The 22,136-nt window shown below is 64.2% G+C and carries 17 protein-coding genes; 12 read left to right on the top strand and 5 right to left on the bottom strand.

Going from position 1 to position 22,136, the window contains the following annotated elements; genetic code table 11:
• Positions 1–59 precede the first annotated feature (59 nt).
• Together dbpA and PCO31110_RS19585 are read left to right on the top strand one after the other, a co-directional pair.
• Positions 60–1,472, top strand: a complete 1,413-nt coding sequence (gene dbpA, locus PCO31110_RS19590; protein ID WP_010805915.1) for an ATP-dependent RNA helicase DbpA — start codon at positions 60–62, stop codon at positions 1,470–1,472.
• An 89-nt stretch (positions 1,473–1,561) separates the two neighbouring features.
• Positions 1,562–2,182, top strand: coding sequence for a hypothetical protein (locus PCO31110_RS19585; protein WP_010805914.1), 621 nt, complete (start codon positions 1,562–1,564; stop codon positions 2,180–2,182).
• 15 nt (positions 2,183–2,197) lie between these two features.
• On the opposite strand, the gene PCO31110_RS19580 is transcribed toward PCO31110_RS19585, so the two are convergent.
• Positions 2,198–3,157 carry a LysR family transcriptional regulator gene (locus PCO31110_RS19580; RefSeq protein WP_010805913.1) on the bottom strand — a complete coding sequence of 320 codons (960 nt, stop codon included), beginning with the start codon at positions 3,155–3,157 and terminating at the stop codon, positions 2,198–2,200.
• A gap of 220 nt (positions 3,158–3,377) precedes the next feature.
• Here PCO31110_RS19580 and PCO31110_RS19575 point away from each other — a divergent pair, with 220 nt between their 5' ends.
• The 6 genes from PCO31110_RS19575 to PCO31110_RS19550 all read left to right on the top strand — a co-directional run bounded on the left by PCO31110_RS19575 (position 3,378) and on the right by PCO31110_RS19550 (position 12,293).
• On the top strand, positions 3,378–4,634 hold the full coding sequence (locus PCO31110_RS19575; RefSeq protein WP_036662982.1) for a D-amino acid dehydrogenase: 1,257 nt from the start codon (positions 3,378–3,380) through the stop codon (positions 4,632–4,634).
• Positions 4,635–4,834: 200 nt separating this feature from the next.
• Positions 4,835–5,737, top strand: a complete 903-nt coding sequence (locus PCO31110_RS19570) for a transporter substrate-binding domain-containing protein (RefSeq protein ID WP_010805911.1) — start codon at positions 4,835–4,837, stop codon at positions 5,735–5,737.
• 87 nt (positions 5,738–5,824) lie between these two features.
• On the top strand, positions 5,825–6,553 hold the full coding sequence (cuyB, locus tag PCO31110_RS19565; RefSeq protein WP_150691192.1) for a cysteate racemase: 729 nt from the start codon (positions 5,825–5,827) through the stop codon (positions 6,551–6,553).
• Positions 6,554–7,023: 470 nt separating this feature from the next.
• The gene (locus PCO31110_RS19560) at positions 7,024–8,796 is read left to right on the top strand and encodes a putative bifunctional diguanylate cyclase/phosphodiesterase (protein ID WP_036662980.1); all 1,773 of its coding nucleotides are present in this window, start codon (positions 7,024–7,026) and stop codon (positions 8,794–8,796) included.
• A gap of 23 nt (positions 8,797–8,819) precedes the next feature.
• Positions 8,820–10,319: an HDOD domain-containing protein gene (locus PCO31110_RS19555; RefSeq protein ID WP_010805908.1), complete on the top strand. Its 1,500-nt coding sequence runs from the start codon at positions 8,820–8,822 to the stop codon at positions 10,317–10,319.
• Between the two features lie 603 nt (positions 10,320–10,922).
• On the top strand, positions 10,923–12,293 hold the full coding sequence (locus PCO31110_RS19550; RefSeq protein WP_010805907.1) for a nucleobase:cation symporter-2 family protein: 1,371 nt from the start codon (positions 10,923–10,925) through the stop codon (positions 12,291–12,293).
• 83 nt (positions 12,294–12,376) lie between these two features.
• Here the strand turns inward: PCO31110_RS19550 and PCO31110_RS19545 are convergent, their stop codons facing one another.
• The 3 genes from PCO31110_RS19545 to imuA are packed head-to-tail and all read right to left on the bottom strand — an operon-like array spanning position 12,377 to position 18,022.
• A complete protein-coding gene (locus PCO31110_RS19545; protein WP_010805906.1) occupies positions 12,377–15,661 on the bottom strand; it encodes an error-prone DNA polymerase in 3,285 nt (1,094 codons plus the stop codon).
• A gap of 20 nt (positions 15,662–15,681) precedes the next feature.
• The gene (locus PCO31110_RS19540; RefSeq protein WP_150691191.1) at positions 15,682–17,223 is read right to left on the bottom strand and encodes a Y-family DNA polymerase; all 1,542 of its coding nucleotides are present in this window, start codon (positions 17,221–17,223) and stop codon (positions 15,682–15,684) included.
• Positions 17,153–18,022, bottom strand: coding sequence for a translesion DNA synthesis-associated protein ImuA (gene imuA, locus PCO31110_RS19535; protein ID WP_010805904.1), 870 nt, complete (start codon positions 18,020–18,022; stop codon positions 17,153–17,155). The genes PCO31110_RS19540 and imuA overlap by 71 nt, the downstream gene beginning before the upstream one ends.
• A gap of 147 nt (positions 18,023–18,169) precedes the next feature.
• Between imuA and PCO31110_RS19530 the strand changes: the two genes are divergently transcribed.
• Positions 18,170–19,480 (top strand): Nramp family divalent metal transporter, encoded by a 1,311-nt coding sequence (locus PCO31110_RS19530; RefSeq protein ID WP_150691190.1) that lies wholly within the window; start codon positions 18,170–18,172, stop codon positions 19,478–19,480.
• A 72-nt stretch (positions 19,481–19,552) separates the two neighbouring features.
• Here PCO31110_RS19530 and PCO31110_RS19525 read toward each other — a convergent pair whose 3' ends face one another.
• On the bottom strand, positions 19,553–20,029 hold the full coding sequence (locus PCO31110_RS19525) for a nuclear transport factor 2 family protein (RefSeq protein WP_010805902.1): 477 nt from the start codon (positions 20,027–20,029) through the stop codon (positions 19,553–19,555).
• Between the two features lie 295 nt (positions 20,030–20,324).
• Between PCO31110_RS19525 and PCO31110_RS19520 the strand changes: the two genes are divergently transcribed.
• The 3 genes from PCO31110_RS19520 (at position 20,325) to PCO31110_RS19510 (ending at position 22,120) form a co-directional block, all read left to right on the top strand.
• Positions 20,325–20,966, top strand: coding sequence for a CsgG/HfaB family protein (locus tag PCO31110_RS19520; protein ID WP_051126317.1), 642 nt, complete (start codon positions 20,325–20,327; stop codon positions 20,964–20,966).
• 120 nt (positions 20,967–21,086) lie between these two features.
• Positions 21,087–21,458: a DUF4810 domain-containing protein gene (locus tag PCO31110_RS19515; RefSeq protein ID WP_010805900.1), complete on the top strand. Its 372-nt coding sequence runs from the start codon at positions 21,087–21,089 to the stop codon at positions 21,456–21,458.
• Positions 21,455–22,120 (top strand): DUF799 domain-containing protein, encoded by a 666-nt coding sequence (locus PCO31110_RS19510; protein ID WP_010805899.1) that lies wholly within the window; start codon positions 21,455–21,457, stop codon positions 22,118–22,120. Before PCO31110_RS19515 ends, PCO31110_RS19510 begins: the two co-directional genes overlap by 4 nt.
• Positions 22,121–22,136: the final 16 nt, after the last annotated feature.

Below are 22,136 nucleotides of genomic sequence, written 5' to 3'. Positions count from 1 at the left end.
GCAACGGCGCGAACCCTGACGCGAGCACAACCGGCCCAACCCGACCGGTATAATTGCGCATGAACTCAAAAGCCACCGAATCGCGCAACGACAGCGCCCCCTTCTCGAGCCTGCCGCTCACGCCTGCCATGCAGGAGAACCTCGCACGGCTAGGTTACGTCTCGATGACGCCCATCCAGCAGGCGTCTCTGCCCGACATCCTCGCCGGCCACGACATCATCGCGCAGGCCAAGACCGGCAGCGGCAAGACCGCCGCGTTCGCGCTGGGCGTGCTCCAGCGCGTCGATGCCCGCGATTTCGCAGTGCAGGCCGCCGTGCTCTGCCCCACGCGCGAACTCGCCGAGCAAGTCGCGCAGGAAGTGCGCCGCATCGCGCGCGCCGAAGACAATATCAAAGTGCTTACCCTGTGCGGCGGCTCGCCCCTGCGCCCGCAGGCGGAAAGCCTCGCCCACGGCGCCCACGTGATCGTCGGCACGCCGGGGCGCATCATGGATCACCTGGACCGCGGCACGCTCTCGCTCGCCAGCATCAAGACGCTGGTGCTCGACGAAGCCGATCGCATGCTCGATATGGGCTTTTTCGACGACATCGCCACGGTTGCACGTCAAACGCCCGCTTCGCGTCAAACGCTGCTCTTCTCCGCCACGTACCCCGAAGGCATCGGCAAGCTCGCTCAGCGCCTGCTGCGCACGCCGCGCGAGATTCGTCTGGAAGAGAAACACGACGCGAGCAAGATTCGCCAGCGCTTCTATGAAGTGAGCGAGAACGAGCGTCTGCACGCCGTGGGGCAACTGCTCGACCATTTCCGGCCGGTGAGCACCATCGCGTTTTGCAATACGCGGGCGCAATGCCGCGATCTCACCGACGTGCTACGCGCCGAGGGCTTTCACGCCCTGATGCTGCACGGCGATCTGGAACAACGCGAGCGCGATCTGGTGCTGATCCAGTTCGCGAACCGTAGTTGCTCCGTGCTGGTGGCCACCGACGTGGCGGCGCGCGGGCTGGACATCGCGCAGCTCGAAGCAGTTATCAATGTCGACGTGACGCCCGACCCCGAGGTGTACGTTCACCGCATCGGCCGCACGGGCCGCGCCGACGAGGAAGGCTGGGCGTTCAGTCTGGCATCGATGAACGAGATGGGCCGTGTCGGCAACATCGAGGCCGCACTGGGCCACGAAGTGCCGTGGCACAAGCTCTCGGAACTCACCCCGTCGGGCAGCGGGCACCTGCTGCCGCCGATGGTCACGCTCCAGATGCTCGGTGGCAAGAAGGACAAGATCCGTCCGGGCGACGTGCTCGGCGCACTCACCGGCGAGGCCGGCTTTGCCGCCACCCAGATCGGCAAGATCAACGTGCTGGAGAACTTCACGTATATTGCCGTGGATCGCGACATCGCGCCGACGGCATTGCGCAAGCTCGCAGATGGCCGTGTCAAAGGCCGCAAGGTCAAGGTAAGATTCCTCCAGGATTGAGGTTCCTTAGGTTCCTTAGTTTCGTTACCCGCCGGTTTCGTCACCATCCGGATCGTCCCCTGAGCGCTGCGCGCGGCAAGGAGGCTGCAATGAGGTCACTACGTGCCCTGTGGTTCTCCCCTGTCGCGCGTCTCGCGCGGCGTTCGGCGCTGACGGCCCTGATGGCGCTGGCCGCCGGCTGGCTGGCGGCGTGCAGCACCAAGGGCGTACCGCCCAACCCCACCCTCACCGAAGACACCCTCGACGAGTACGCCCTCGTCATCGTCGGCCTCGACACGCCGCTGCAAAGCACGTGGGGTCCGTGGAATTTCTCGGACGTCTCTCAGACGGTCAACGGCATCATCGGCGGCAAGGTCACACGCACGCTCAACAGCAATCCGCCCACGCGCGGCTTCGTGGCCATGCGCGTCTCGCCGCTCATGCGCAACGAGCGCTTCGGACCGATGGAATTCACCCCCGCCGACAACAGCTATCGCTTCCGCTATTGCAAGGGCCGCAAGGTGCCGACGGTACAGGTCCGCCGGGGCGACGTGATCTACGCGGGCACGCTGGTGCTCGACAGTCACGACGGCAAGGTCTGGCTGCGCACCGAATTCGACATGGCCGGTGCGCGGCGCTTTGTACAGGCGAACTATCCCTCGCTCGCCGACAAGCTTCAGGCCCAACCGTTTACCTACTTTGAAGTGAAAAGCGAGCCGGGCTGCCGCTGATCCCGTCGGCCGGGCTTACCCCTCGTCAGCGTGCCCGCCCGGCGTAAGCACGATCTCCCGCCCCTCGCACAACGCTTCGGCACGTTCGCTGAGTTCGCTCGCGACGTCTGCCAGATGCCGCCGCAGCGTGTCTGCCAGCACGGACTCTGGCTGATGCGCGGGGCGCAACATCTCCACCGGAAATTCGATGGCCGGCGCCACGCGGTACAGGCGCTGTGTCTGCACATGCGCACTCGCCGCCGTGAACTGATCGAGCAACGCGTAACCCAGACCATGCTCGACGAGCGCCGCCGCCAGCGAATACGTCTGCACCATCAATTCGGCGTCCTGCAATAACGCCGTCTGATCCAGACGCTCGTTGATCAGCGCCCCCAGTGGCGTGTCGTCGTGCAGCTTGATGAGATCGCGCCCCGCGAGCGCATCGGCGCTTGCCGGGCCGCGACGCGAGAGCTTCGGCCACGACGCGGGCACGGCTAGCACGATGTGTCCCTGCGCCACCGGCCGGCTCACGATGCCCGCCGCCATCGGCGGTGCCGAGACGATGCCGACGTCGACCGACGACGTCAGGATCGCGGTAATCGTTTCGGTGGTGTGATGCGTAATCAGTTCGAAGACAACATCCGGATGCGCACGACGCATGCGCTCGATCGCAGCAGGCAACAGGCTCTGCGCAAGACTCGGCGTCGCCGCAATGCGCAGATGACCCACACCATGCTGGCGCAGGTTACGCGACGTGGTGCGCAGCCGCTCCAGATCGCTGAAGATGCGTTCAACGTCGGGATACAGACGACGGGCTTCGGCCGTTGGCACGAGCCGGCCCTTGATGCGATCGAACAGCTTGAAGCCCAGTTGCTGCTCGGCGTGCTGCAACACGCGCGAGACGACGGGTTGCGATACGTTAAGCAATTGCGCCGCGCCACTGGCCGAACCGGTCAGCACCACCGCGCGAAACGTCTCGATATGCCGCAATTTCATGCCTGACGTCGTCCCCTGTTCCAGATGCCGGATAGGCAGCGAGGCCGACCCTATAGCCAAAAGACATATGCTGCCTCAAATCCGCATAGGTTACCGAATTTTCTCGCTCTACACTGCGTAGCAAAGGGTGTGTAGAAAGCCTGCCGCGAGGCCCCCGCCCTCCCGCCGGGAATATTTTCCGCCTTGCATTCTCTAGCGTTTTTGGTTGTTATTCATCGTCATGCATATTGGAGTCATCGGGGCGGGCATCGTCGGCCTCGCCAGCGCGTATCAGTTGCTTCGCGCAGGCCATGAGGTCACCGTCATCGACGCCGGACGCGGTCCGGGCCTCGGGACGAGTTTCGCCAACGGCGGTCAGTTGAGCTACGGCTATGTCTCGCCGCTCGCCGCCCCCGGCGTACTTTCGCAACTGCCCTCGCTGCTGTTCTCGCGTACAGGACCGCTACGCATCAAACCCTCGTTCGATCCGGATTTCTGGCGCTGGTCGATCGAGTTCGTCAAGCACTGCAATGCGCGAGCCAACGCCAGCTCCACGTTGCGTCTGCTCTCGCTCGGCCTGCACAGCCGTGAGGTGATGCAGGAGTTTCTGGCCAAGGAGTCGGTGTCGTTCGACTACCGCCGCAGCGGAAAGCTCGTGGTGTATCGCGATGCGGGCAAACTCGCCGCCGCCGAGCGTTCGCTGGAGCTCGCCAACGGCCTCGGTTACACGCAGCGTCGTGTCGACGCTGCGACATGCGCCACCCTGGAACCCGCACTGGGCAAGATTGCCAGTGAACTGGCGGGCGGGATTCATACGCCGGGCGAAGGCACCGGCGATTGCCAGTCGCTGTGCAAGGAACTGGCACGACTTGTGGGCGCGCACGCAAGCGGCACGTTGCTGTTCGACCGCGAAGTGACGGGCTTCGACGCGCGCGGCGGCGCCGTGCAGGCGATTCGTACCCGCACGGGCGACGTGACGGTCGACGCCTGCGTCGTCGCCAACGGGTTGGCCGCCATGCCGTTGTTGCGCACGATCGGCGAGTCGGTGTCGCTGTATCCGCTCAAGGGTTACAGCCTGACGTATCGCGGCGCCCCGGTCGACGCACGACCGCAGGTGTCGGTGACCGACGCCGACAACAAGGTCGTCTATGCGAGCCTCGGCGAGCATCTGCGCGTGGCAGGCATTGCCGACCTGGTGGGGTATGACGATCGCATCGCGACGCACCGCATCGACGCATTGCGCTCCCTCTCTGCGGGGTTGTTCCCCGCGCTGAGCCGTGCGCACGCGCCGCTGGAATGGACTGGCATGCGACCGGCCACGCCGCACGGCCGTCCGGTTCTGGGGCGCGCGGACAAGTTGCGCAATCTGTGGCTGAACGTCGGCCACGGGGGGTTGGGTTTTACCTTGTCGATGGGCGCGGCGCGTGTGATTGCCGACGCCATCGACGGCAAGCGTCCCGCAGTCGATCTGGCAGGGTTTGCCCGGCTGGCCGCGTGACCCCTTGGTCGCCGACCATAGCGGGCCGGCCGGATCGAACGCCTTGATGACGAAGCAGGACGAGGCAGGACGCGGGATTTCAATGCATCACTCCCACGGGGATCGTCGGGAGCAAGTGTTGGGTTGTACCAGTGTGTTTTGGCTTTCGATATTCCAACGGCGCGGACCACCGTGCCATCACTTCCGATAGGACAGAGACCATGAAGAAGCTGTTTGCTCCCCTGCTGCTCGCCAGCGCTGCCGCCGCCCTGTTCGCGCACACCGCGAGCGCACAGGAACTGACGGGCACGCTCAAGAAGATCAAAGACACCGGCGTGATCGCTCTCGGGGTGCGCGAGTCGTCGATTCCGTTCTCGTACACGGACAATGCCGGCAAGACGATCGGCTACTCGCAGGAAATCGCGCTCAAGATCGTGGACGCGGTCAAGAAAGACCTGAATCTGCCGAACCTGAAAGTGACGGAAACGCCGATCACCTCGCAGAACCGTATCGCACTGATGCAGAACGGCACGATCGATCTGGAGTGCGGTTCGACCACGCATACGTTCGAGCGTGAGAAGCAAGTGGGCTTCTCGCACAACATCTTCCTGTACTCGATCAAGATGATCGCCAAGACTGGCTCGGGCATCACCGACCTGAACAGCCTGAAGGGCAAGACCATCTCGACAACCGCCGGCACGACGGCCGACCGTATTCTCTCGGGCAAGAAGGGCGAGATCGGCTTCAACCTGATTCAGACGAAGGAACACTCGGATGGCTTCCTGACCGTCAAGCAAGGCCGTGCCGCGGCCTTCGTGATGGACGAGCCGCTGCTGTACGGCCAGCGCGCCGCACTGTCGACAGACGAAGCCAAGGGCTATGAAGTGGTTGGCCCGAACCTCCAGTTCGAAAACTATGCGTGCATGCTGCGTCGCGACGACCCGGCGTTCACCAAGGTCGTGAACACGGTCATCGCCGACATGGAAAGGTCCGGCGAAATGGAGAAGCTGTACAACAAGTGGTTCACGCAACCGGTTCCGCCGAAGAACCAGAACATGAACTACCCGATGACGCCTGAAATGCGCGCCATGTTCAAGGATCCGATCACCAAGGCTTACGACTGATCCTGACGGGCCGTGCGTTGTGCAGGGGCCCCGGTTCCCGCACAACGCACGATCCGGTTTTCTGCCGCTCCCCCCATTGTCATCATCATGAACTCGCACGCCACGCTCGGCATCCTCGGCGGCATGGGCCCCGCCGCCGGCATCGACCTTTGCCGCAAGATCGTCGATCAACATCCTGCCAGCCGCGATCAGGATCACATCCCGTTCATTCTGTACTCGGTTCCCCAGATTCCCGACCGCACCGAAGCCCTGCTGCACGACGGCGCCTCCCCGCTCGACGGCATGCTCGACGGTGTGCACGCGCTAGAGCAATCCGGCGTCGGCTGCATCGCCATTGCTTGCAACACGGCCCACGCCTGGCTCGACGCACTGCGTCACCGCACCCGGCTGCCGGTGCTCGATGTGGTCGAAGCCGTCGCCAGCGAGTTGTCCACATGCGTCGCACCCGGCGCACCCATCGGCCTGATGGCCACCGAAGGCACGCACCACGCCAACGTCTACCGGCCGCGGCTCGAGGCCCTGGGCTACCGATTTGTTCAGGCGGCCGAACCGCTCGCGCACCAGGCGCTCGTGAGCGAAGGCATCCGGCTCACGAAGGCCGGCGACGTGCGTCGTGGCGGTGAAGCGCTCGCCATGGCGATGGAGCAACTGCTGGCCGCCGGCGCGCAACGCGTCATTCTCGGCTGCACCGAAATTCCGGTCGCTCTCGCCACATGCGAAACCCCGCTGGGACGCTTCGGCCTGGACGCCTCGGCAGCACTGGCTCGCGCCTGCATCGCGTGGTCGCTCGCCCACGAGCCCCCGGCCCACGCCTGAACCGGCCGCATCGATCGTCGATGCCCGCTTCCCGAGCGACACGCCGCCCGGCACCGGCAAGGATGGCCGCGACGGTGGCGATGTTGCATTGCAGTAACAAAAATTCACGATTGCTGCCCCCCAAAGTGCTTCGCGCTTGAGTAGACTGACGCTCGCAGGAGAATCGCACCGGGCACCGGTGTGCGGAAGGTCCGGATGGCGGGCGTTTTGGGGCGACTATCGGCCAAACGTCAACGGCCGCGCAGGAAATAATCCCGATGTCTTGTCAGAAAAAAACCCACAGGGAAAAACCTGTGGAATGCGGCATGAAACGGGGATTGCGGCGACCAAAATCGCTGGCGTCTTTAGCTATAATGGCCCACAATCCATCGGACACCTGCCGGACCATGGTTCGGCCAAGAGCGTTTGCCTGAACGGGGAAGCACATGAGCGGCAGCGCGCTCGACGTGATGCATGCACAGACAACAACAATGAGTTCAGATCGACTCCCAGCCGGTGTGCCTTTCGTCGAACCTTCGACCATGGCGCCGGTCATCGCCGAGGGTAACCTCCCGGCGCCGGCGCCCGCATTATCCCGGGCGCTGGTCGAGCTGACCGGCGGACTCTCGGCGCACGTTGCTGCCGATGGCCGCTTCCTTTTCATTGCCGAATCCTCCCTGCGCCTGCTCGAATACTCACGTGAGTACCTCGACCACGCCACGCTCTTCGAGCTGACCGGCATCGAAGACGTGCCGATGTTGCAGGACGCCTTCTCCGCCGCCCAGACGCTCGGTCCCCAGCAGTGCACGGTGCGCCTGTTGCGCGGTCTGACCGACCGTATCTGGATGCGCCTGCGCATCGCTCAATACACGCCACGTATCGCCGGTACGAACGCATCGTTTATCGTGCATGGCGAGGACATCACCGCCTTCAAGGAAAACGAAGCGCGCCTGTCCGATCTGGCCGTGCGCGATCCCGTGACGGGTCTGGGCAATCGTCAGTACATTCAGCAGTGCATCGTCGAAGCCATTCAGCACGCCCGTGAAGGCGGCCCGAACTTCGCCGTCGCCCTGCTCGATCTGGACGGCTTCAAGAAGATCAACGATTCGCTTGGCCACGATGTGGGCGATCAGCTCCTGCGCGACGCGGGCCAACGCCTGATCGCGCAGATTCGCGAGACGGACATGGCCGCGCGCATGGGCGGCGACGAGTTCGTGCTGATACTGCCCGGCTGCGACGACGAACAGGCGCTCGGCGGGATCATGAAGCGCCTGCTCTCTGCGGTGCAGCAACCGTTTCAGGTCGGCGACCAGTTGCTGCACCTTACGACGAGCATCGGCGTGTCGTTTTTCCCGCAACATGGCGATTCGGCAGGCCTGCTCATCAAGCATGCCGACGCCGCCATGTACTGCGCCAAGGATCGCGGCCGCAACGGTCTGTTCGTCTACACGGACGATCTGGGCAATCTGCACCGTAAGGCGTTCTCGTTGGAATCGGCCATGTTCGAGGCGATTCACAACGGCGAATTCAGCTTGCACTACCAACCGATCTGCGACCCGACTTCACTGAACGTGAAGGGTGTCGAAGCGCTCATGCGCTGGCATCCGGCGCTCGGCCCGGTCTCGCCGACCGAATTCATTCCGCTGGCCGAAGCCAATGGCCTGATCAACCTGCTGGGCGGCTGGGCATTGCGCGCCGCCTGCATGCAACTCGCGCGCTGGGATCGCACCCGGCTCGACGGGCTGTACATGTCGGTCAACGTCTCGGCGCAGCAATTTCACCATCCGTCGTTCCCCAGCCTCGTGTGGCAAGCGATTGCCGACTCGGGCGTGGAAGGTCACCGGCTGGTGCTCGAAATTACCGAAAGCGTGCTCATGCGCGACCCGGAGCAGGCCAATCTTGTGCTGCGCGAGTTGCAGACACTGGGCGTGCGTTTCGCCGTCGACGACTTCGGCGCGGGCTACTCGAGCCTGGGATACCTCAAACGATTCCCGCTCTCCGCGCTCAAGATCGACCGCAGCTTCGTGAAAGACATGCCCACGTCACCGAACGACCGTACGATCGTGACGGCCGTCCTGGGACTGGCGCGCGAGTTGGGTCTGTCGGCTATCGCCGAAGGGGTCGAGACAGAAGAACAACGGCAGATGCTGATCGATCGCGGCTGCCATTCCATCCAGGGCTGGTTGGTGTCGAAAGCCCTGCCTGCGGGAGAACTCGAGGCGGCCTTTGCGAGCGGGCGTCTCAATGTGGATGCCGGCCACTGACCGGACATCCCCGCTACCATGACATGAGCCTTACCAAAGAAAAAACGCTCGAATTACTGTGGCAGCGCATGGCCGAGCGCGGCGACTTTCCGTCGCTGCAACGCTCGGTCACGGGCATCGTGTCTGCCATGCAAAGCGAGAATACAAGCACGGCCGACCTGGCGTCGTCAGTGCTCTCGGACTTCGCCCTCACCCAGAAAGTGATCCGCCTGGCCAACTCTGCCATGTATGCGCCGTTCGGCTGCAACGTGACGACGGTCTCGCGCGCGATCATGATCCTGGGCGTCGATACGATCGGGCACCTCGCCCTGAGCCTGAAGCTGCTGGAGGGTTTCGGTGAAGTTGCCGCCCATCGCGACGACATGGCCCGCGAGTTGGCCCGCGCCACGCTGGCCGGCGCCTTCGCGCGCGACATCACGGCGAAGAACGGTATCCGCGATGGGGAAGAAGCGGTCGTCTGCACGCTGCTGCACCACGTGGCGCGACTGCTGGTGACCTACTGCTTCCCGGACGAGTGGATGGAAATTCAGGCCATCGCCGCCGCACAAGGCATCAGCGACAGCGACGCCTGCGAACAGGTGCTGGGCATCTCGTTCCCCGAACTCTCGGAAGCCGCCGCCCGCAAGTGGGGGCTGCCGGAAACAATCGCGACGAGCATGCGTCCGATCGATCTGGAGGGCGACGCCCCGCTCTCGCACGCCGACTGGCTGTGCGCCGTGGCGAACATGTCCAACGAGATGGTGACGGAACTCACGCGCGGGGCAGACCCCGCGCGTCTGGCGGAGCTGGCGGAGCGCTATGCCGAACGCCTCGCGCTGAACATCGGCGAAGTGGTTTCCGTAGGCGAAGAGATGGTACGCGACACGAGCCATCAGGAATTCATCGCGATCAGCACCGGCGCGTCGAACACGCGTCAACCGCCGGCGGGCAAGCCACTGGACTCGGCGCGGCGTCTGGCTGACGGTCTCTCGGAAGTGCGGGCCGCCACCGGCGAGACCGACGCCGTGGGCCTGCTCAATCTGACGCTCGAGGCCATCCTCCAGTCGCTGGGCTTCGTCAACTGCGCAGCCTTCGTGCGCGCATCGGCGAGCAAGGTCTTCGAGATGCGCTTCGGCATCGGACGCGACGTGCAGTCGCTGCTCGGCCTGACGTTCCCCGAAGCCTTCGAGCCGGACGTTTTCCATCTGGCGCTGACCAACGGCCGGGCGATTCTGATCGACAATGCCCGCGAGCCGCGCATCGTGCCGCGTATTCCAATGTGGCACCGTCAGCATTTCTCGAACGTGAAGTCGTTCTTCCTGCTACCGGTTCGCCAGCGCAACCAGACCGTGGCACTGCTCTACGGTGACTGGGGCGGCGCGCTGTGCACGGGCGGCATCGGTGCAAAGGAAATGGAATTCCTTCACCACATGGGCGAGGAGATCTCCTGCAAGCTCGAGAGCGTGGCGCAGCAAAACGCCAGCACTGGCAATACCACCGATTCGCTCGCCCGCCGGCCATCCGGCACGACTGGCGCACGCTGAGCACCATCACGCGTCGCCAAGCCGCCGGTGCCCGGCAGCCTGGCGGCGAGTGAAGCCTCGTTCATCGGGCCCTGACGCCCCCTCTTCTTCGCTGACGCTCCCCCGTTCTCCATTCCCCATGCCGACGGCATATTCCGGGCCATTTCCGTTTGGCCTGTGTCGGTCTCGTTGTCGATCTTCCGTCGTGGCAAGCGCGTTCATTCGCCGCCGGGCAGCGCCCGTGTGTCTCTGCAATTCATACGCCAAACACAATCTTTAGTATTTCGGATTCGATATGAGCCTCAGCGGATCGCCCGCACTCACCGCCGTGCACAGGACGAAGCGAACGTGGCCGATCTCGGCCCGCGATGTCTCGCGGCTGGCTTCCCGGCGGCATCTGCCCCATATGGCATAAGGCTTTCCCGGTGTTCGACCACGGCGGCACGGGCGGGCTTAACATGTCGCCATACCGCAGTTTTCGGCCGCGACGGCGTGCCGGTCGCCGCTCACGGCAGCGACGTCGCCGGCCCGGCGGCTTTTTGACTGCACTCGCTGCGCCCCGGTAAAAAATTTACGCTCGGTTCGCCATGTAAATCAAATCGTACCGTCGGATCAGGAGAAAACATGACGCAATCTGCTGCTTTACCGGTGCATCCGGTCGACGAGCGCCTGCCGCTCCCCAAGTTGTTCACGCTGGGATTGCAGCACGTGCTGGTGATGTATGCGGGGGCGGTAGCCGTACCGCTGATCGTCGGGGGCGCGCTCAAGATGTCGGTCGATCAGATCGCCTTTCTGATCAACGCCGATCTGTTTGCCTGCGGTATTGCCACCCTTATCCAGACGCTCGGCCTCTGGATCTTCGGCCTGCGTCTGCCAATCATGATGGGGGTGACGTTCACGGCCGTCACGCCGATGATCGCCATCGGCACGAACCCCGATCTCGGGCTGCTCGATATCTATGGCGCGACCATCGCGGCCGGTCTGATCGGCATTCTGATCGCCCCATTCATCGGGAAGCTGCTCCGGCTCTTCCCGCCGGTGGTCACCGGCACCGTCATCACGGTGATCGGCATCTCGCTCATGGGCGTGGGGATCAACTGGGCGGCAGGCGGCTTCGGCAATCCCGACTACGGCAACCCGCTTTATCTGGGCGTGTCGTTCGCGGTACTGCTGTGCATTCTGTTCGTCACCAAGTACGTGCGCGGCTTCTTCTCCAACATCGCGGTGCTGCTGGGCATTCTGTTCGGCACGATCGTGGCGATTGCGCTGGGCAAAGTGTCGTTTGCGAGCGTGTCGGAAGCGCCGTGGTTCGGCCTCATCATGCCGTTCCATTTCGGCATGCCGCGCTTCGATCCGATTGCCATTGCGACGATGACGCTGGTGATGCTCGTGACGTTCATCGAGTCGACCGGCATGTTCCTCGCGGTGGGCGACATCGTCGGCCGTCCTGTGGATCAGAAGACACTGGTGCGCGGCTTGCGCGTCGACGGGCTGGGCACGATGATCGGCGGCATCTTCAATACGTTCCCGTACACGTCGTTCTCGCAGAACGTGGGACTGGTCGGCGTGACCGGCGTCAAGAGCCGCTGGGTATGTGCGATGGGCGGTTTGATCCTGATCGTGCTGGGCATGTTTCCGAAGGTGGCCCACGTGGTGGCGTCGGTACCGCAGTTCGTGCTGGGCGGCGCGGGCATCGTGATGTTCGGTATGGTCACGGCCACCGGGGTGAAAATCCTCTCGACGGTGGATCTCTCGAAGAATCGCTACAACCTTTACATCATCGCGATCAGCATTGGCGTGGGGATGATTCCGGTGGCGTCGGACAAGTTCTTCATGAAGCTGCCGCACGCCCTGGCGCCGTTCTTCCACAGTGGCATTCTGCTCGCCTCGATCAGCGCGGTGCTGCTCAACGCCCACTTCAACGGCTTGCGTAGCGAGGAAGAAGCGAGCGCACTGGCGCAGGAAGCGGGTAAGCAGGCAGACGCCGCGCATTGATGCCGCGGCGGCACGTCGGCCGGGGGCAATGGCCCGGCTGACGTGCTGTGCGCCCGCGATCACGCCATCCTATCGACATCCCTTCAGTGAAAGTTCCGACTCGAGATGGCGAGTTCGCCTAGCATCGACGAGAGATCGACCAGGCGATGGGCGACCAGATGGGTCACACGCTCCTCGCGTTGCCAGACACCTTCCACGCCCAACAAGGACGACGCCAGCAACGCCTTGCGTTGCGTCTCGACCAGATCGGGCCAGACGATCACGTTGATGACGCCCGTCTCGTCTTCCAGCGATACGAAGACCGTGCCATTGGCCGTGCCCGGCCGCTGCCGTCCCGTCACGATGCCTACCGTGCGTACCCGGTGTCCGTTCACGCCCTCGGCCTGCAATTCCCTTGCCGTTCGTACCCGCATCCTCGTGAGCTTCTCCCGCAACAACAGCAGTGGGTGACGGCGCAGCGTCAGTCCCGTACTCGCGTAATCGGCCACAATGTCCTGCCCCTCGGGCATCGGCGGCAATGTCACCTGCTCATCGCGACTGCCCGGCACCGCGTCGCGCAGTGCCGTCGCCCCCAGCAGCGGCGTGGGCGGCTGCCATGCCGCAACCGTCCATCGCGCCTGACGCCGCCCGCCCAGCAATGCCGACAGCGCATCGGCGGCAGCGAGCGCGTCGAGATCCCGCCGCGACAATGCCGCCCGTGCCGTCAGATCGTCGATGTCGGTGAACGGCTGCTGCCGGCGCGCGCGCTCGATTGCCTTCGCGCCTTCGTCAGACAAGCCCCTGACCAACGACAGCCCCAGTCGCACCGCCGGCCTGCGGGCATCGCCGTACCGTCCGATGCGCGCCTCGGGACGCGACTCCACATCGCTCACGCAAACGTCGATTGCACGCACCTCGACGCGATGCCGCCGCGCATCCTGCACCAATTGCGACGCCGAATAGAACCCCATCGGCAAACTGTTGAGCAACCCGCACAGGAACATCTCCGGCGCATGGCATTTGAGCCATGCACTCGCGTAGGCGAGCAACGCGAAGCTCGCCGCATGACTCTCGGGAAAGCCGTACTCGCCAAAGCCCTCGATCTGCCGGCAGATCGCCTCGGCAAACTCACGCGGATAACCGTTCTTCAGCATCCCGCTGATGATGCGAGTCTGGAATTTCTCCAGCCCGCCCTTGCGCTTCCATGCGGCCATCGACCGGCGCAACTGATCGGCATCGCCCGGCGTGAAATCGGCGGCGATCATCGCGATCTGCATCACCTGCTCCTGAAAGATCGGCACGCCCAGCGTGCGCTCAAGCGCCTCCTTGATTTCCTCACGCGGATAAATCACATCCTCTTTGCCCTGCTTGCGACGCAGATACGGGTGCACCATGCCCCCCTGAATCGGCCCCGGCCGCACAATCGCCACTTCGATCACCAGATCGTAGAACTTGTCCGGCTTCAGGCGCGGCAACATGCTCATCTGCGCACGCGACTCGATCTGGAACACACCCACCGTGTCGGCGCGACGAATCATTCCGTACGTCGCCGGATCGTCTCGCGGAATGTCGGCCAGTTCCATCGGCACACCGCGCCATTCGCCAAGCAGATCGAGCGTACGGCGCAAGGCGCTCAGCATGCCGAGCGCCAGCACATCGACCTTGAGCAGCTTGAGCGTCTCGATATCGTCCTTGTCCCATTGAATGACGTAACGATCCTGCATCGCCGCCGGGGCGATCGGCACGAGCCGCGAGAGCCTGTCGCGCGAGATCACGAAGCCACCGACGTGCTGCGACAAATGCCGGGGAAAACCGATCAGCCGCGCCACCAGATCGGCCCATAACCGGGTAGTCGGCGCGTCGGGCGACAATCCCTGCGCCGCCATGCGCGCGAGCAGATTCTCACGGCCATCCCACCACTGCTGGCTCTGCGCAACCTGCTCGACGATCGACAGATCGATGCCCAGCGCTCTGCCCGTGTCGCGCACCGCACTGCGCATGCGGTACGAGATCACCGTCGCGGCAAGCGCCGCCCGGTCGGTGCCGTACTTCTTGTAGATGTACTGAATCACCTCTTCGCGCCGCTGATGCTCGAAGTCGACGTCGATATCGGGCGGCTCGTTGCGCTCCTTCGACAGGAAACGTCCGAACAGCAACTGCACTTCGTCGGGGTTGACCGCCGTAATGCCCAGGCAATAGCACACCGCTGAATTCGCCGCCGACCCGCGCCCCTGGCACAGAATGTTCTGGCTGCGCGCGTAACGCACAATATCGTAGACCGTCAGGAAATACGGCTCGTACTCGAGATCGCCAATGAGTGTGAGTTCGTCCTCGATGAGATTGCGCACCTTCAGCGGCAACCCATTCGGATAGCGTCGCTTCGCCCCCGCCTCGACTTCCTGACGCAGATACGTCACCGGTGTATGACCGGCAGGCACCAACTCCTCCGGATACTCGTAACGCAGACTGCGCAGCTCGAAATGGCACCGCGAGGCGATGGCCACCGTCTCGGCCAGCGTATCGGGGGGATACAACCACGCGAGCCGCAGCCGCGTGCGCAGATGCTGCTCGGCATTGGCCGCAAGCGAAAGCCCGCAAGCCTGCACCGGTCTGCCCAGCCCGATGGCGGTCAGCGTGTCCTGCAACGGTTTGCGCGAGCGCACATGCATGAGGACATGGCCGGTGGCAACAAGCGGCACACCGCACTCGGCGGAGATCGCGCGCAGACGCGCCAGATGCGCGTCTTCGTCGGCACGGTGACGGCGCTCCAGCGCCAGCCATACCCGTCCTTCGCCAAAGGTTTGCGCCGCCCAACGGGCCTGCGCCAGCGTGCGCTCGGGACTCGCATCGGCGTCCGGCACCAGAATCATCAGACACCCCGGCAGCCCCTGCAGGTGCGCTTGCCCGGTCGCCGGCGCGCTGAAGTCTCGTGCATGCAGACGATAACTGCGCTTCGGGCCGCGCATGCGACCGAGCGTAATCATCTCGGAGAGATTACCGTAGCCTTCGCGATGCTGCGCCAGCGCGACCAGATGGACAGTGCCGAGGGCATCCGGCGTGCTCTCCGGCGTCAGACGAAACTCACTGCCCACGATCAACGACACCGAGGGATGCTTCATCACCTCAGCCAGTGCGCGAACCACGCCGGCAAGCGAGCACTCGTCGGTAATCGCCAGCGCGGTGTAGCCCAGGTGCGCCGCGCGCGCGACCAACTCCTCCGCGTGCGACGCGCCGCGTTGAAACGAGAAATTCGACAGACAGTGCAGTTCGGCATACGCGGGCAGGCTGCCGTCGTCGGCCGCGCGCGAGTCCGCCGCATCGGCACTGTCGTCGTTGGCGGCCAGCCCTTCGGTCGGGCCTTGCCATGGCAGGAAATCGTCGGCATTCATAAGACAGGGGCTCCGTGGACTCAGCCGAACAAACCATGCAAATACCACGCGGCATCCGCCCCTTTCACGGGACGCTCACGAAACACCCACAGCAATGCCCCCTGGGTATCGGCCGCAATGAAGTAGTCGCGCGTAACAGTGCCCGGCTCCCACCAGCCCGCTTCGATACGCTCCGGGCCGCTCACCAGTTGCAACGGCCCCTGCCGCCACGGACGCTCCCGCTGCACGCTGAGCCGCTGCGGCGCATCGAGCAGCCACGCCGGACGCGGTGGCAACGGCCTCTCGCCATCCGGCAGATGACGGCTCGTACCGGACGTCGCACCATCGGCAGCAGGCGCCGCACGTACCGGCGCCCCGTACGGCACACTGACGAACGCCGCCTCGGGCCGATGATCGCCGCGCACCTGCAAACGCCTCACATGCTCGTCGCCTAGACGGGCCGCCACGCGCTCCATCAGTTGCACAAAATCCTGCCGGGCACGTCCTGGCTCGGGCAATAACGAGCCGCTTTGCGGCACATGCGGCGCCGTTTGCGTGATGTCGAGCCGCAAGGTCAGCACCGGGGCGATCAATGGCGAGCGGGCGAGCCGCTCCTTGCACAAGGACAACAAATGCGCAGGCGCGGCACTCGCTTCGGCGAGACGGATATCGAAACGCGTCGGCGCCAGCGTTTGCCGCCCGAGCGGCTCATGCTCGAGCACCAATGTGAGTGCGCGCGTGGCCAGTTGTCCGGCGCAAAGCCACCCCGTGAGTTGCGCCAGCAGTCGGCGCAGGCCGAAGAGCAGCACGTCGATGTCATGGGTCAGCGATGGCAGCGGCAGCACCGCCTCGAAATGGGGCGGCGCGCGATACCAGTTCGGCGACTCCGGCGTTTCGCCATAGGCCCGGCAAAGCGCGGCAGGCAGATCGGCGCCACAACGGCGGCGCACGCCCGCCGAGGGCAACGCGCGTAATTCGCCCAACGTCGCACAACCGATTTGCGCGAGCCAGTCGAGCCACGGCTGCGCCTCGGCCAGTAACGTCACCGAAAGCGAATCGAGTTGTTGCGGGAGATCCGTCGAGGCAGGGGGCAACATCTGCCTCAGCGGCATTGGCATGACCGGCTCGCCGGACAACGCAAGAAGCGCCGCCGCGCTGGCCGTAGCGGCAATCCCCATCGACGCACGATGACCCAGCGCCTCGGCACTCTCGAGCACCTGCGCCGCCAGCGATGCCAAACCGCCGAACAAACGCAGACTTGGCGCCACGTCGATCAGCACGCATTGCGGCGAAGCGATGGCGACATCCGGACCGAAACGCAGCAATGCCAGCGCCAACGCTTCGAGCGCCACGGTCTCGGCCGCCTCGTCGCGATCGTGAAACCGCGCTTGCGGCAACAGCGCCAACACACCCCCACGGCGCATGCCGGGTTGTACCCCCGCAGCCTGCGCCGCTTCACTCGCCTGCCAGACACGCGACTGTGCGAGCACGACCGTCGTGTCGGCCTGCGCGTCAGCCCGTGTGAGCGGAGAGGCGATCTCGAGCGCCAGACAGGGCAGATGCAGGGCGATCCAGCAAGCCATGCGAGACTCCGGAAGCAGAAACCAAAGACACCGTAGACGGTGCAAGCGAAGGGGCCCGATCGGGCCTGACGGGCATCGGCCTGTCGTCGTCGGCGCCCCCCGTGACCGGTTGCGGGGCACGGGTATAAGGTGCAGGCAACGTCAGCCAGAGCGGTTCGGTACGAGGCGGCCCGCGGCGCTTGTGAAACTGCACGCCGAGACGGCTCCCCTCAGCGACGGTAAGCCCCAGCCTCAGCGGTGCCGCCGAGGCCGTCGCGATGGCGGCCGGTCCGCGCATCACCCAGGCGAGCGTCTCGCCACCACCGGCCGCGACCTGAAGCCGCCGGATCTGCTCGGGCGTCGCCGCCGGAAGCCAGGTCAGCACAGCACCGCAGCACGCGCTTTTGAGCGCCTGCTCGGCGCACCAGAGCATGTCCCGATCCTCGGTCTTCATGCCTCGCCCGCCACGTGCCCCCGTCATCGGACGCGTCTGACGCGCCGGACGCATCACGACACTAAGCCAGCGCAGATCAATCCCCCACCCGGCCAGCGCCGGAGCATACGGCAGCATCGGCGGCGCAATCACCATCACCGGCTGCCCCGCCTGCGTGAGATCGCGCAACGCCGGTGCCAGCAGCCGCCATTCACCGATACCCGGACGCTCGCTCAACAATTCCGTCACCGCGCCATGCGGCCAGCCAGCGCCGGGCAATTCGGCGTCAAGCGCAGCAAAGCCAGTGGTGTGGCCAGCCCGGTGGCAACGCGCCAGCTCACTGGCACGCCACAGCCCGGCAGGCAAGGAGGAAAGCGGCAGGGTCATCTCGCACCCGAATACTGTATGAATGTACAGTATAGCAGTTCATACGCTATTTACGGGCTATCCGTGCCTCGCCTGCTGTCATGATCCGGCTTGCGGTGGAACGCCGCCCCGGCTAACGTTGACACCATTGGACGAATTCCCTCCCTCATGCCTCTGCCAACTACAGCCACTGCGCCTTTCTGTCCCTCCGAGGTCAAAGGCAGCATCATCATCGACGCGCGCGAATCGCGCTGGATCAAACTCAAACGCTTCGCCGGCCCCGGACTACTCGTTGCGATCGGCTACATGGACCCTGGCAACTGGGCGACGGATATCCAGGCCGGGTCGCAATTCGGTTACTCGTTACTCTGGGTGGTCGCACTCTCCAGCCTCTCGGCCATCTTTTTGCAGATGCTTGCCGCCCGGCTGGGGCTGGTCGCCGGACGCGACCTCGCGCAAGCCAGCTATGACCGCTACGGCCGCGCAGGACGCCTCGTGCAGTGGATCACCGCCGAGATCTCGATCATCGCCTGCGATATTGCCGAAGTCCTCGGCTGTGCGCTCGCATTCAAGTTGCTGCTGGGTGTGCCTATCGCCTGGGGCATTGTGCTCACCGCGCTCGACACGATGATCGTGCTCGGTCTGCAAGGCAAAGGCTTTCGTCAGATCGAGGCCATCGTCTTCGGGTTGATCGGCACGATGGCGTTCTGCTTCGTCGCGCAGGTGGCAATGGTGCCGCCCGACTGGCATGCCGTGGCGGCAGGCCTCGTGCCCGGCGCTCCCAGCCACGACCGGCGCGACGCCATCGTGCTCGCGCTCGGCATCGTCGGCGCCACGATCATGCCGCACAACCTGTACCTGCACTCCAGCGTCGTACAAACCCGGCGCGTGGTCGGCGGCAAACGCGGCGATGTGCGCGACACCCTCGCGATGGTCCGCATCGACACCTGGGTCTCGCTCGTGATCGCGATGGGCGTGAATGCGGCCATTCTGATGCTTGCCGGTGCGGCATTTCATGCCAGCGGCCAGACCAATGTCACCGATATCGAGCAGGCGTATCGGCTCATTACGCCGATTGCGGGCAGTGCGGCGGCGTTCCTGTTCGGCATCGCCCTGCTCGCGTCGGGGCAAAGCTCGACGCTCACCGGGACCATCGCCGGGCAGGTCATCATGGACGGTTTTCTGAAAATGAAGATCCCCTGCTATCAGCGCCGCCTGATAACCCGCGGGCTTGCGCTCGTGCCCGCGCTGATCGGCGTGCTGTGGCTTGGCGACGGCGCCGTCGGCAAGTTGCTCGTGTGGAGTCAGGTGCTGCTCAGCCTGCAACTGCCGTTCGCCATGTGGCCGCTCATCCGCTCGGTCAGCGACCCGCGCGTGATGAACGGCAACACCATCGGACGCCCCACGCAAGTGTTCGCGTGGGGCCTCTTCGCAGTCATTACCGCCACCAACCTGCTGTTGATCTTCGGACTGGATTGAGGCGACCGGTCTGGGCCGGGCGCACGGCGACACGACGTGCACGACGCCTGGCCGCCGCCGTCACGGTTCGTTCTACAAACCGAGATCGCTCAACCCCGGATGATCGTCGGGGCGGCGCCCCTGCGGCCAGAGAAACAGACGCTCGCCCTCGGTGATGCGCGAGTCGTTGATGCTGGCGTGGCGCTCGGCCATGAGCCCTTGCGCGTCGAACGCCCAGTTCTCGTTGCCATACGAACGGAACCAATTGCCCGAGTCGTCGCGCCATTCGTAAGCGAATCGCACCGCAATACGGTTCTCGGTGAACGCCCACAGTTCCTTGATGAGCCGATAGTCGAGTTCGCGTTGCCATTTGCGCGTCAGGAATTCGACGATCTGGTCGCGACCGCGCGGAAACTCGGCACGATTGCGCCAGCGGCTGTCGACGGTATAGGCCAACGCAACCCGCGCAGGATCGCGCGAATTCCAACCGTCTTCGGCCATGCGAACTTTCTGAATTGCAGTCTCACGCGTGAATGGCGGAAACGGCGGGCGAGCTTCATTGTCGGCCATGACAACTCCTGTCAAAAACATGAGGGGAACGCCGGTCGAGTGTATCGCCAAGCGCCCCGCGCTGCTTATCGCAGAGAGCGTACGCACCGTGTTTCGGTGTGCCAACACGCCAAAAACGCGTGCTAATATCAGCCCCCCTTACCCGAAATTACAAGAGCAAAGCATCGCAAATCGGTAAGGGATCAGATGCCCGCGACAAGTCGACGTCACCACGCGTCGCCTGCCGGGTCAAAACACATACAGGGGTATCACCGTGCAGAAAAGCAAGTCCAGCATTGCGCTGCTCAGCGCCGCCATGGTCGCCGTCGGCGTGCTTGGCGGTTGCGCCACCGAAAGCTCGCGCACCATGCAAGTCGCCAAGGTGGAAAGTGCCAGCCGTCCGTACGTGGGTGTACGCACGCCTATCGCCGTCGGCAAATTCGATAACCGTTCCGCTTACATGCGTGGCGTTTTTTCCGATAACGTCGACCGACTTGGCAGCCAGGCCAAAACGATCCTGATCACCCATCTGCAACAAACCAATCGCTTCAACGTGCTCGACCGCGACAACATGGCCGAGATCCGTCAGGAAGCCGATATCAAGAAGACTCAGCAGACGCTCAAGGGCGCCGACTACGTGATCACCGGCGACGTCGTCGAGTTCGGCCGCAAGGAAGTGGGCGACAAGCAACTCTTCGGCATTCTGGGCCGTGGCCGCGAGCAGATCGCTTATGCCAAGGTCAATCTGAACGTGGTCGATATCGCCACGTCAGAAGTCGTCTACTCGAGCGGTGGTGCGGGCGAGTTCGCCCTGTCGAATCGCGAAGTGATCGGCTTCGGCGGCACCGCTGGCTACGACTCGACGCTCAACGGCAAGGTCCTCGACCTCGCGATGCGCGAAGCCGTCAACAATCTGGTCGCCGGTATCGAAAGCGGTGCCTGGAAGCCGGGCAAGTAAGCCAGCCAACTCACTTTTTCAGCATGCCGCAGGTGCGTCGCGCGTAATGCGCTTTGCCTCGCACATCAGTGCAGGCTTGCGCTCGCCCGCCGCGACATGCGTGTCAGGATCTCTATCGCCATGAATCGCAAGTTCTCATCCGGCCGCGCCGCCGTGGCGGCCATCATCGGTGGTGCACTGCTCACGGGCTGCGCCACCCCGCCCAAGCCCCTGTACGACTGGGAAAGCTACCAGCCGCAAGTCTACGAATACTTCAAGGGCGAATCGAAGGAGGCCCAGATCATCGTGCTCGAGCGCGACCTCGAGAAAATCAAGGCCGCCAATAACGCCGCGCCCCCTGGCTTTCATGCTCACCTCGGTCTGCTCTACGCCTCTGTGGGCAAGTCCGACAAGATGGTCGAGGAATTTCAGACCGAGAAGCAGTTGTTCCCCGAATCGGCCGGTTACATCGACTTTCTTCTCAAGAACAAGACCCCGGAGGCCAAGCAATGATCGCGCGACTCTGTAAATGGATGACGGTAGCGGCACTGGCCGCCGTGATGACGGGTTGCGCGGTGCATCAAGCCAAACCGTACGACTACACCGCGTTCAAGGAAAGCAAGCCGAAGTCGATTCTGGTGCTGCCTCCGCTGAACGAATCGCCTGACATCGATGCGACCTACAGCGTGCTGTCGCAGGTTACGGTGCCGCTGGGCGAAGCTGGCTACTACGTGATGCCGGTAGCATTGGTCGATGAGTCGTTCCGTCAGAACGGCCTGACCGTCGCCGGCGACATCCATCAGGTGAGCCCGGCCAAGCTGCGCGAAATCTTCGGCGCCGACGCTGCGCTCTATCTCAAGATCACGCAGTACGGCACGAAGTACATGGTGCTCGACAGCGCTACGGTGGTGACCGTCTCGGCCGAACTCATCGATCTTCGCAACGGCGCCAAGTTGTGGAGCGGCGCGGCCAGCGCGTCGAACAACGAAGGCAACAACAATAGTGGTGGCGGCCTGATCGGCATGCTGGTCACGGCGGCGGTCAAGCAGATCGTCAACAGCGTGTCGAACGCCGGCTACACAGTCGCCGGCACGGCCAATGCGCGCCTGCTGTCAGCGGGTCGCGCCAACGGCCTGCTCTACGGCCCGCGCTCGCCGAAGTACGGCACCGACTGAGGTCGGTTCCCATACC

Source organism: Pandoraea communis (assembly GCF_902459745.1).
GTDB classification, from domain to species: domain Bacteria; phylum Pseudomonadota; class Gammaproteobacteria; order Burkholderiales; family Burkholderiaceae; genus Pandoraea; species Pandoraea communis.
Note: the sequence above shows the minus strand (reverse complement) of the source record. Positions and strands in the feature narration are given on the sequence as shown.